The organism is Streptomyces sp. NPDC093510, assembly GCF_040683555.1.
Lineage (GTDB): Bacteria > Actinomycetota > Actinomycetes > Streptomycetales > Streptomycetaceae > Streptomyces.
This window is the reverse complement of sequence record NZ_JBFBEE010000009.1, coordinates 77,521-89,615: the sequence shown is the minus strand read 5'-3', so window position 1 is coordinate 89,615 and position 12,095 is coordinate 77,521. Positions and strand designations below refer to the sequence as shown.

Annotated in this window: 5 protein-coding genes; all 5 read left to right on the top strand. The window is 74.0% G+C overall.

Features of this window, described 5'->3' with window-relative positions; genetic code table 11:
* Nucleotides 1-249: 249 nt before the first annotated feature.
* Genes AB0N81_RS16185 through AB0N81_RS16165 form a run of 5 tightly spaced genes read left to right on the top strand, consistent with a single transcriptional unit; the run spans nt 250 to nt 12,066 of the window.
* Nucleotides 250-456 carry an MbtH family NRPS accessory protein gene (locus AB0N81_RS16185; RefSeq protein ID WP_365358574.1) on the top strand — a complete coding sequence of 69 codons (207 nt, stop codon included), beginning with the start codon at nt 250-252 and terminating at the stop codon, nt 454-456.
* Between the two features lie 55 nt (nt 457-511).
* The gene (locus AB0N81_RS16180) at nt 512-1,993 is read left to right on the top strand and encodes an MFS transporter (protein ID WP_365358572.1); all 1,482 of its coding nucleotides are present in this window, start codon (nt 512-514) and stop codon (nt 1,991-1,993) included.
* Nucleotides 1,986-6,002, top strand: a complete 4,017-nt coding sequence (locus tag AB0N81_RS16175; protein ID WP_365358570.1) for an amino acid adenylation domain-containing protein — start codon at nt 1,986-1,988, stop codon at nt 6,000-6,002. Before AB0N81_RS16180 ends, AB0N81_RS16175 begins: the two co-directional genes overlap by 8 nt.
* Nucleotides 5,987-7,075 carry a MupA/Atu3671 family FMN-dependent luciferase-like monooxygenase gene (locus AB0N81_RS16170; protein ID WP_365358568.1) on the top strand — a complete coding sequence of 363 codons (1,089 nt, stop codon included), beginning with the start codon at nt 5,987-5,989 and terminating at the stop codon, nt 7,073-7,075. The genes AB0N81_RS16175 and AB0N81_RS16170 overlap by 16 nt, the downstream gene beginning before the upstream one ends.
* The gene (locus AB0N81_RS16165; protein ID WP_365358566.1) at nt 7,072-12,066 is read left to right on the top strand and encodes an amino acid adenylation domain-containing protein; all 4,995 of its coding nucleotides are present in this window, start codon (nt 7,072-7,074) and stop codon (nt 12,064-12,066) included. Before AB0N81_RS16170 ends, AB0N81_RS16165 begins: the two co-directional genes overlap by 4 nt.
* Nucleotides 12,067-12,095: the final 29 nt, after the last annotated feature.

Here is a 12,095-nt window from a genome sequence, read left to right as displayed (position 1 = left end):
GACCGGACGCCGAAGTTGACACGGACGGGAAAATCGCAAAGTGCGGCCTCCGGTCCCGGGGCGGCCGCGGGGAGCGTTTTACGAAGGCGCTGCTTTAACGCCACCAGTGAAATTCGGTCATATCGCACCCTGTCCTCCTTTTACGCCCTGTGATCAATGTCACAAATCCTTGATGGAATTAGATCCTCCGCGCAATGATCCCTGCGGACACAAAGGGATTCTTTGGGATTTCCGGGGGGTTTAAGATAAATGGCCAGTAATCCATTCGAAGATGAGGGTGCGGAATATCTGGTGCTCGTGAACGGCGAGAACCAGCACACTCTCTGGCCCGTCGGCCTGGACGTTCCGGACGGCTGGAGCGTCGTACAAGAGGCGAGTTCACGGGCGGATTCCCTGGCCTATGTGGAGCGGCACTGGACGGATCTGCGTCCTGCGAGCCCGATATCCGGCTCCTGACGTGGCCGATCGCAAAAGAGAAGAAGTGAAACAGGGGGCACAGGGAGTGCCGGGGGTGAAGAACGGTGGCGACCGGCCGCCCGGACGCTTCACCGGCGCCGGACCGCTGATGCTCGTCTGGTCGGGACAGGCCGTCTCACTCGTCGGAAGCGCCGTTCTCAGATTCGCTTTCATCATTGAGGTGTGGTCCACCGGCGAGCAGGCGTCCGCCGTCACGGCGCTGACTCTCTGCGCCGTTCTTCCGCAGGCGCTGTTCAGCCCCTTTGCGGGCGCGATTATCGACCGCATTCGTAAACGGTCCGCGCTGCAGATCGCGGACGTGGGCGGAATTCTTGCCGTCGGTCTCCTGGCCCTTGTCCACTTCTTCGGCGGCGGCCTGGAGCCGTGGCAGGTCTACCCCGCAACCGTCCTCCTCGGCATCTCCGCCGCGTTCCAGCTGCCCGCACTCACCGCCGCCGTTCCGCTGCTCGTGCGCAAGGACCAACTCGGCCGGGCCAACGGTCTGTTGGCGGGTGCCCGGAGCGCCGCAGGCATCTGCGGTCCCGCGCTCGGCGGCATCATGGTCGCCCTGTCCGGGATCGGCGCCGTCCTCGTCGTCGACCTCGTCAGCTACGCCTTCGCGCTGATCGGCATACGCATCGTGCGCATGAAGGGCGACAAGGTCCCCGAGGGCGCCGGTGCCCCGCGTACGAAGATCACCGCGGAGGCCGTCGAGGGCATGCGGTACCTCTTCCGGCACGCGAGCCTGCGTGACATGACCGTGAACTTCTGCACGGTCAACCTCGTCATGGTCTTCGGCTTCGCGGTTGTCCAGCCCATGGTCCTGCTCAAGTCGGGCAACGGCGCGCTCGCCGCCGTGAACAGCGCGATCGGCGTCGGCGGAGTCGTCGGCGGCCTGCTGATGGCTGCCTGGGGCGGGCCGAAGAACCGCGGCAGCGGCATGATGCTCGGCATCCTCGGCATGTGCTTGTCGGCGCAGATCGGCATGTCCCTCGTCGGCGGGGTCGCGGGCTGGTGCGCGGCCATGCTCGTCGGCGCGCTGCTCATGACGGTCGTCAACGCCTCGATGCAGGCCATCGTGCAGACCAAGGTGCCGCGCGAGTGGCAGGGCCGCGTGTTCGGAGCGGTGATGTTCCTGTCGCAGATCTCCGGGCCGTTGGCCATGGCGCTCTCCGGGCCGCTCGCCGACGGGCTCTTCGAGCCGCAGGCCGCCGACGGGACGGGCGTCTTCGTGTTTCTCGGCCCGCTCCTCGGCGACGAGCCGGGCAGCGGCATGGCGGGAATGCTGTTCCTCGCGGGCGTCGCGGGTGTCGGCGTCGCGCTGTGGGGCCTGGCGAGCCGCTCCATCCGGCACATCGACGTACTCCTGCCGGACGTCGACGAGCCCGAGCCCGAGCCCGAGCCCGAGCCCGAGCCCGAGCCCGAGCCCGAGCCCGAGGCGAAGCCGGAGTCGAAGCCCGAGTCCGGGCCGCGGGCCGATGCCGCGCTCGCGGCGGAAGACGGGGGCGGTGAGAAGGATGGCGCGGTGCGTGCATGAGCTGTTCGAGGAGCAGGCGGCACGGACACCCGGCGCGACGGCCCTGGTGTACGAGGACGAACGGCTGACCTACGCCGAACTCGACGTCCGCGCCGACCGGTTGGCCGGGCTCCTCGCGGCGCGCGGCGTGGTCCGCGGCGACACCGTCGGCGTACACCTGGAGCGCACCACGGAGCTGGCCGTCGCGGTCCTCGGCACGCTGAAGGCCGGAGCCGGCTACGTGATGCTCGACCCCGGCTTCCCGGCCGGACGGCTGCGCGAGATGGCGGCGGACGCGGGGATCACCGTGCTGCTCACCGCGAAGGGCGCGGCGAAGGGCGCCGCGAAGGGCGCCGCGAGAGGTGTCGCGAAGGGCGCCGCGAAAGGTGTCGCGAAGGACGCCGCGAAGGGCGCCGCGAAGGACGCCGCGAAAGGTGTCGCGCCGGAACAGCTGTGCTCCGACGCCGCGGTGTCGACGCTGCACATCGAAGACGCCGAGCGCGCCCGCCCGTTGGCGCGCGGGCCGGTGCGGGCGCGGCCCGACGACGTCGCGTGCGTGATGTTCACGTCCGGGTCCACCGGCCGGCCCAAGGGCATCGTCGCCCCGCACCGCGCCGTCACCGCCACGCTGACCGGCCAGGACTTCGCCTCCTTCGGCCCGGGGTCGGTGTGGCTCCAGTGCGCGCCCGTGTCGTGGGACGCGTTCGCGATGGAGCTGTGGGGGCCGCTGACGAACGGCGGCACGTGTGTCCTGCATCCGGGTATGCGCCCCGACCCGGTGGTGATCGCCCGCCTCGTCGCCGCGCACGGCGTCACCTCCATGTACCTGTCCGGCTCCCTCTTCAACGTGATCGTCGACGAGTACCCGCGCGCCCTCGACGGCCTGCGTGAACTCGTCGTCGGCGGCGAGGCGTTGTCACCCCCGCACGTGGCCCGCACCCTGGAGCGCCACCCCGGCCTGCGGCTCGGCAACGGCTACGGTCCCGTCGAGTGCATGGTCTTCCTCACCGTCCACCCGATCACACAGCGGGACGTGCGGGACGGAGGGCCGGTGCCGGTCGGCAGGCCGCTGCACGGCAAGCGGCTGTACGTGCTCGACGAGCGGCTCGCACCGGTCGCGGACGGCACCACCGGCGAGCTGTACGCCGCCGGGGAGGGGCTCGCGCGCGGCTACTGCGCGGCACCGCTGACGGCGGAGCGGTTCGTGGCCGACCCGTTCGGCGCGCCGGGCGGCCGCATGTACCGCACCGGCGACCTGGCGGTACGGCGCCCCGACGGCACCTTCGAGTACCGGGGCCGCGCCGACGGCCAGGTGAAGATCCGTGGCTTCCGGGTGGAGCCGGGCGAGGTCGAGAACGTGCTGACCCGGCACCCCGGAGTCGGCCGGGCCGCAGTCCTCGCCACCCCCGCGGGGCCGGACGGGGAGCGTCGGCTCGTCGCGTACGTCGTGCCGGTCCCGGGGCGCGAACAGGCGCCCACAGAGGCGGAGTTGCGCGCCCACGCCGCGAGCCTACTGACCGACTTCCTGGTGCCCGACGCCTTTGTGCGGCTCGCCGCCCTGCCGCTGACCGCCAGCGGGAAACTGGACCGGGCGGCGCTGCCCGCGCCGCCCGAGGGATTCTCCGCGGACACGGGTGGGGTGGCCACGGGCGGCGCGGGGACGAGTGCGGGCGGGTCCGGGAGCGAGAGCCGGACCGTGCGTGCGCTGTGCGGGCTGTTCGCCGATGTCCTCGGGGGCGGCGGGGGCGCGGGGGGCGCCGGGGTCGTCGGGGGCGGGAGGGTCGGCGCGCACGACGACTTCTTCGCGCTGGGCGGCCACTCGCTGCTGGCCGCGCGGGTCCTCGGCCGCGTGCACGCGACGCTGGGCGCGGCGGTCGACCTGCGGACGTTCTTCGAGGCGCCCACACCGGCCCGGCTCGCCCCGCATGTGGACGAGGCCGCCGCGTCCGGTACGCGGTCCGTGGACGGGGCCGGTTCGGTGCCCGGCACCGACTCCACCGCCCTCCCGGCCTTCTCCACTCTCCCCGTGTCCTCCACCCTCCCCGTCTCGGACGCCCAGCACCGCCTGTGGTTCCTCGACCGGCTCGGTTCCGGGGCGGCGTACAACCTGCCCATGCTGGTACGACTGCGGGGAGAGGTCGACGCGGACGCGCTGGGGGACGCGCTCGGGGACGTCGTGGCCCGCCATGAGGTTCTTCGCACCGTCTTCGACGAGGTGGACGGTGCGCCGGTGCGGCGCGTGCTGCGCGGGGACGACGCGATTCCTCCCTTCCGGCATGTCGCCGTGGCGGAGGGTGAGTTGGCGGCTGCGGTCGACGGGGAGGCCCGGTACCGGTTCGACCTCCGGGCCGAACTCCCCGTACGGGGCGTCCTGTTCTGCGTCCGCGAACGCCCTGACGAGCACGCGCTGCTCGTGACGCTCCACCACATCGCGGGCGACGGCTGGTCGCTCGCACCGCTCTTCCGCGACCTGTCGCGGGCCTATGCTGCGAGGGTCGGCGGGGTCGGCGGGGTCGGCGGGGCCGCCAGCACCGCCAGCACCGGCAGCAGCGGCGGGGCCGGTGGTGACGTGGGTGCCCCCGTGCTGCCGCCCCTCCCCGTCTCCTACGCCGAGCACGCCCGCCTCCGGGCCGCCCGGCTCGGCAGGCCCGACGACCCCGCGTCGCTCCTCGCCCGCCATCTCACGTACTGGCGCGAACGGTTGGCGGGTCTCGCCCCGGACGGCCCTCTGCTGCCCAGGCGGCCGGAGCGGCCCGCCGTGCCAGGACCGGCCGCCGCGACGGTCGTACGCAGGCTCGACGCCGCGGCCCATGCCCGCGTCGTCGACGCCGCCCGCGCCCAGGGCGCCACCCTCTTCATGGCCCTGCACGCCGCGCTCGCCGCGGTTCTCGTGCGGGCGGGCGCCGACGAGGACCTCGCGGTCGGCGTGCCGGTCGCCGGGCGCGCGGGGGACGACGGCGTCGAGGACGTCGTCGGGTTCTTCGTGAACATGCTCGTGCTGCGCGCCGACGTCTCGGGCGACCCGAGCGCACGGCAGCTCCTGGCCCGGGTCCGGGACGCCGACCTCGGCGCCTTCACCCACCAGGACGTGCCGTTCGAGCACGTGGTGGGTGAGCTCAACCCCGTACGGACGCCGGGCAGACAGCCGTTCACCGATGTCGTCCTCGCCCTGCAGAACAACGCGCGCGCCGAGGTGCGGCTCCCCGGCGCAGACCGGGGCGTCGAGGTGGTCCGTACCGGCGCCGCCCGTTTCGAGCTGCTCGTGGACGTCACGGAAGCGACGGGCCCCGGCGGCGTACCGGAAGGGCTGACCCTCACGTTCGAGTACCGTGCCGCCTCCCTGGAAGAGCGCTTCGTGACGTGGCTCGCGGACGCGCTGCCCCGCGCACTGGAGGCGGCGGCCACCGCCCCGGACACCCCGCTCTCACGGCTCGTCGCCCCGGACCCCCCGCGCCGCGCGGACGACCGTGACAGGCTCACGGCCCCGCCAGCCCCGCCAGCCCCGCCAGCCCCGGCACCCCCGGCGACCGAGCCCCCGGCCAACGCCCTGGAACGCGAGATAGCGGCCGTGTGGCGCGACGTACTCCGGGGGCTGGGCCCTGGGGCGGGCGCTGCCATGGACGGGGGGCAGGACCCTGTACAGAGCGGTCCCGCACAGAGCGGCCCCGTACACAGCGACGCCGGGCTGCCCGGCGGGAACGCTGGGCAAACCGGCGGCACCCCCCGCATCGGGCGGCACGACGACTTCTTCGCGCTCGGAGGGAACTCCCTGCGTGCCGTGCGGGTCGCCGCGCGCCTCAGCACCGACACCCGCCCCGTGACGGCCGCACAGATCTTCGCCGCGCCCACCGTCGCCGCCCTCGCCGCCGAACTGGCGCGGCCCCCCGCACACGCCGGACCCGCCCCGACCCCCATCCCCCGGCGGCCACGCGTACCCCGCGTACCCCGCCAGCAGGACCGGCAGAGCCGTCTCGGCGCACCCGGTCCCAGCAGCCCGACCCAGGAGGAGAAGCCGTGGACCTCAGCGTGATGTTCTTCGGCGCGGACAGCGGCGCCCCCACGCGGGGGCGCGGCCCCGGCCCCGCCGGCACAGGCGTCCGGCACGCGGACACGTACGACGACATCCTGACCGTCGCCCGCACCGCCGACCGGCTCGGCTTCCACGCCGTGTGGACGCCCGAGCGCCACTTCCAGCAGGTGGGCCAGGTCTTCCCCAGCCCGCCCGTGCTCAGCGCGGCGCTCGCCGTCGCGACCGAGCGCATCGGCATCCGTGCGGGCAGCGTCGTCCTGCCCCTGCACCACCCCCTGAAGGTCGCCGAGGACTGGGCCGTCGTCGACAACCTCTCGCACGGCCGGGTCGGCCTCTCCGTCGCGACCGGCTGGCACTCCGCCGACTTCACCCTCGCCCCCGACCACTACGAGGACCGCAGGGAACGGACCCTGAGGACCATCCCCGAACTGCGGCGCCTGTGGGCGGGCAAGCCCGGCGAGTACCCGGACGGCACCGGACAGCCCGTCAGCGTGGTGCCCCAGCCCCGGCCCGTACAGCGCCGACTGCCCCTGTGGGTCACCACGTCGGGCAACCCGGAGACCTGGGAGGCCGCCGGACGGCTGCGGGCCGGCGTGCTCGGCGCGACCGTCGGGCAGAGCAGGGACGAGCTCGCCGGGAAGATCGCCCGCTACCGCGCGGCCTGCGCCGCCGCCCCCGACCAGGCGGGCACCGACGCGCACGGCCGCGTGACGCTCATGGCGCACACCTACGTCGGCGCGGACGACGCGGAGGTGCGGCGCCTGGCCGCCGTGCCCCTCAAGGCGTACCTCGCCAAGTACCTGGGCCAGACCGCCGCCAACCGGGCGGCCGAAGGCCGGGAGGGCGAGCGGCTGACGGAGGAACAGACCGGCATGCTCGCCGAGTTCGCGTTCCAGCGCTACCTGAACTGGGGCAGCCTGCTCGGCTCGCCCGGCACCTGCGCCAAGATGCTCGCCGACCTGCGCGACCTGGGCTGCGACGAGGTTGCCTGCTTCATCGACTTCGGAATCGGACGCGACGAGGTCCTCGCCGGACTGCACCGCCTCGCGGAACTGAGAGAGGCCGCACTGTGACCCCGAACTCGACCCCGACCCCGACCCCGAATCCGCACCCGACCCCGAACCCGCACCTGACCCCGACCCCGTCCTCGACCTCAACCTCGACCCCGAACCCGCCCCCGCACCCGCGCGCGACTTCGGCCCCCTCCGCGGCCGACCGGTTCAGCGCGCTCAGCGGCGAGCAGCGGGTGCGGCTCATGCGCCGCCTCGTCGAGGCGGGTCGCGCCCGCGAGATCCCCGCCGTCGTACCGCCCCGCGATCCCACCGCCCCGGTGCGGCTCAGCTCCGCGCAGCGGGACCTGTGGGTGTACGAGTCGCTGTATCCCGGCACCCCGGCGCTCAACCTCTGCTGCGCCTACCACTTCGACGAGGCGCCCGAAGCGGACGGGGCCGACGGGACGGACAGGGCGAACAGGGCGGAATGGGCGGACAGGGCGGACAGGGCGGACGGGACCGTCGACCCGGCCCACCTGGAAGCCGCGCTCACCCTCATCCAGGGCCACCACGACATCCTGCGCACCCGCATCTCCGGCACGGCCGACGACCTGCGCGTCCACTTCCCCGACAAGGGTCCCTTCGTCCTGGAGCGTGACGACCTGCGCGGCACCGGCACGACCATCGAGGAGGCATTCCGGGCCTTCCGCCGCCGCCCGTTCGACCTCGGTGCCGAGCGTCTCATCCGGGGCCGCTTCGTGCGCGTCGACGAGCGGCGCTCCACGCTCATGCTGAGCCTGCACCACATCATCACCGACTGGTGGTCCTTCGACGTCCTCCAGACGGAGTTCGCGGAGGCGTACCGCGCCGTGCGCGCCGGCACCGAGCCGAAGCTGACCCGACCCGCCGTCCAGTACGCCGACTTCGCCTCCTGGCAGGGCGAGTTGGAGGCCGCCGGGGTCTTCGACGCGCGCCTCGACTTCTGGCGCGGCTACCTGGCCGACCCGCCGGGACCGCTGACCGTGCCGGGCCACGGCAGCCCGGGGGCCGGCGAGGACGGCATCGTCCAGATCCGCTTCCGCGTCGACGCGCCGACCGCCGAGGCCGTCCGCGCGCTGGCCCGCGAGCGCGGCGCCTCCGTCTACGTCGTCCTCATGACCGCCTTCGCGATCCTCGCGCACCGCGTCACCGGCGCCGACGACCTGGTCCTCGGCACTCCGGTCGCCAACCGCTCCGCCAAGGGCCTTGAGCAGGTCATCGGGTACGTGATGAACGCCGTACCGACCCGTTGGCGCATCGCCGAAGGGGACTCCTTCGCCGACGTCCTGGCCCGCTTCGGCACGGACTTCGCCGCCCTCATGGGCAACGCCGACCTGCCGGTGGGCCGTATCGTCTCGGCCGCCGCGCCCGAACGCAGCGCGGGCCGCTCCCCGTTGTTCCAGTGGGTGTTCATGCACCTCACGGAGCAGCCGAGCGTGTCGGCCGTACGCGAGTTCGCGGAGCCCGAGCGCATCCACACCGGCGGAGAGCACGATCTCGTCGGCGTCGTGCGGGACAGCGGCGACGGCATGGACGGCAGCTTCGAGATCCGCACCGACCTGTTCTCCGCCGACGCCGTGAACCGCTGGGCGGACAGTTACCTCGCGCTGCTCCAGCAGGTCACCGCCGACCCGACGGCGCTCGTACGGGACCTCGACATGCTGCCCGCCGCCGAGCGCCGCCGCGTCCTCGAACTGTCGGCGGGACCCGCCGCGCCCGAGCCCGTAACGCTGCCGGACACGGTGGCCCGGCACGCGGCCCGCACGCCGGACGCGGTCGCCGTCGAGGGTGACGGCGTGCGGCTCACGTACGCCCAACTGCACGAGCGGGTCGGCCGGTTGGCGGCCCTGCTCGCCCGGCACGGCGCAGGCCCGGAGCGGACCGTCGCCCTCGCGCTCGGACGGGGCGCGACACTGCCGCTGGCCGCGCTCGCCGTGCAGCGGGCGGACGCCGCCTATCTGCCGGTCGACCCCGACTACCCCGCGGAACGCCTCCGCCGCACGCTCGACGACGCGTCCCCCGTGCTCCTCGTCACCGACGCGCGTACGGTCGCGTCCGGCGTGCTGCCCGACACGGACCTGCCACGCCTCGTCCTCGACGACGAGGCGCGCGGGGAGGTGTACGGGGAGGCGCTGGGGGAGGCCGACCGCGACATCGCGGGCAGCGGTACGGCGCCTGCCCACGCCGCCTACGTCATCCACACCTCCGGGTCCACCGGCACCCCTAAGGGTGTCGTGGTCACCCACGCGGGCGTCGCCGCGCTCGCCCGCAGCCTCCAGGACCGCTTCGCGCTGGACGCGGACGTCCGGGTGCTGCAACTCGGCTCACCCGCGTTCGACATCTCCGTCGCCGAGATGTGCATGGCCTTCGGGCCCGGCGGCACGCTGGTCGTGCCCCCGCAGGGGCCGCTGGCCGGCGAAGCGCTCGGCCGGGTCCTCGACGAGCGGCGGATCTCCTGCGCGATGGTGCCGCCGTCCGTCCTCGCGACCGTGCCCGAGGGCGCCTACCCGGCGCTGCGGGCGCTCGCGGTCGGCGCGGAGGCCTGCCCGCCCGCCCTCGTGGCCCGCTGGGCCGTCGGCGGACGACGCTTCCACAACGCGTACGGGCCCACCGAGGCCACCGTCGCCGCCACCCTCTCGGGACCGCTGACCGGCGACGGCACGCCCCCGCCCATCGGCACCCCGGTCGCGGGCACCACCACCCACGTCCTGGACGCGAGGCTGCGCCCGGTGCCCACCGGAGTCGCGGGAGAGCTCTACCTGTCGTCGGCGGGCCTGGCCCGCGGCTATCTGAACCGCCCCGGCGCCACCGCCGAACGCTTCGTCGCCGACCCCTACGGCACCCCCGGCTCCCGGATGTACCGCACCGGCGACCTCGTGCACCGCGACGACGACGGCACCCTGCACTATCTGGGCCGCACCGACGAGCAGGTGAAGCTGCGCGGGCTGCGCATCGAGCCGGGCGAGGTCGCGGCGGCCCTCGCCGGGCACCCGGCGGTTGCCGCGGCCACCGCGGTCGTACGCGACGACGCCACCGGCAGGCCGCAGCTCATCGGCTACGCGGTGCCCGCCCCGGGCCACGCCGTCGACCCGAACGCGCTCCTCGCGTACGCCGCCACCCGGCTGCCCGCCCACATGGTGCCCTCGGACCTCGTGGAACTGCCCGAACTCCCCCTGACCCACAGCGGGAAGCTCGACCGGGCGGCGCTGCCCGCACCCCGCGCCGCCACGACGACGCGGGCGCCAGCCTCCGCGCGCGAGAAGGAGCTGTGCGTCCTCTTCGCACGCGTTCTGGGCGTCGCGGAAGTCGGTGCCGACGACGACTTCTTCCGGCTCGGCGGCGACAGCATCATGGCCATCCAGCTGACCGGGCAGGCCTCGGCCGTCGGACTCGTACTGGCCCCCCGGGACGTCTTCACGCTCCGCACGCCGTCCCAACTCGCCCTCCACGCGCGGACGTCGGCCGAAGCGCCCGGCGATGACCCCGCCGCCCCGGACACCGGCATCGGACGCCTCCCGCTCACCCCCGTGATGCGGTGGTGGCTCGAACAGGGCGGCGACAGTGCGGCGTTCACCCAGTCGATGGCCTTCCCCGTACCGCCCGGCACGGACCGGCCGCGCATCGAGGAAGCCGTCCGCGGACTCGCCGAACGGTACGGGGCGCTGCGGATGCGGCTGCTGCGGGACGACCTGGCGGCAGAGGTCACCGAGAAGATCCCGGCCTGTGCCCTTCCGGTGCGCGTCGGCGTCGAGAGCGAGGCGGCGGCCCTCACCGGCGCGCGGCAACGGGCGGCTTCGGCCCGCCTCGCCCCCGAGGACGGCGAGATGATGCGGGCCGTCTGGTTCGACGCGGGACCGCACCGCCCCGGCCTGCTGCTCCTGACCCTGCACCACCTGGCCGTCGACGGCGTCTCGTGGCGCATCATCGGCCCGGAACTGGCGGCTGCGCTGGCCGGGGAGGGCGCCGGGAGCACGGGCGTCTCCTTCCGCCGGTGGGCGGAACTGCTCGCCGAGGAGGCGGTGGGTCCGGAGGTCGTGAACGAACTGGACTACTGGCGGTCGCAGCTGGGTGGCGCCTCGGCGGAGGTTTCCGTCGCCGGCTCCGCGGGCTCTCCCTCCCACGCTGCAATGGGTGCTTCCGTGGGCGACGCCCGCATCGCCGACGGACGGGGCGCGGGCCCGGGTGCGGGTGCGGGTGCGGGTGCGGCTTCGGGCGAGGGAGCTGTCGCGCGGGCGCGGCGCGCGACCCTCACCGTAGAGCTGCCCGCCGACCTCACGACGGCCGCGCTCACCACGCTGCCCGCCGCCTACAACTGCGGCCCCGACGCGGTCCTGCTGACCGCCCTGACCGTGGCGGCCGTACGTCGCCGGGGGGCGGGCACCGGCCTACTCGTGCACCTGGAGGGCCACGGCAGGGAAACGCTGTCCCGGCCCGCGGACGTGTCCCGCACGGTCGGCTGGTTCACCACCCAGTATCCGGTGCTGCTCGACATCGGGCAGCACGCGGTGGCGGGTGACGCCGCGATCGGCGAGGCGCTCAAGACCGTGAAGGAGCAGCTGCGGGCCGTGCCCAACGGTGGCATCGGGTGGGGGCTCCTGCGCCACCTCAACCCGCGCACGTCACCCGAGCTCGCCGAACTCCCCGCCCCCGACGTGCGGTTCAACTACCTCGGCCGTCTCACCGCCGACGACTCGGCCGGTGGCGAACTGCTCGACGGCGGCCCCGACGCGGTACCGCTCGGCCATGCCGTAGAGGTCGACGCCCTGGCCGGAGAGGGCGCGGACGGGCTGCGCCTCGAAGCCACCTTCTCGTACGCCGAAGGGGTGTTCACGGAGGGTGAGGTGAGCGACCTGGTCGCGCTGTGGCGCGAGGCGCTCGACGCCCTCGCGCGGGAGGCGGAGCAGGGCGGCCCGGTCGGCGCGACCCCCTCCGACTTCCCGCTCGTCAGCCTGTCCGCCGACCAACTGGCGATGCTGGAGGGCGACATGGCCGGCCTCCTCGACGACGAGCCCGGACCGGAGAGCGCCCGATGAACGCAGAGCGCCCGATGAACGCCGATCGC

Coding starts and splice junctions, on each gene's coding strand:
- AB0N81_RS16185 (WP_365358574.1), top strand. CDS start 250: ATGGCCAGTAATCCATTCGAAGATGAGGGTGCGGAATATCTGGTGCTC.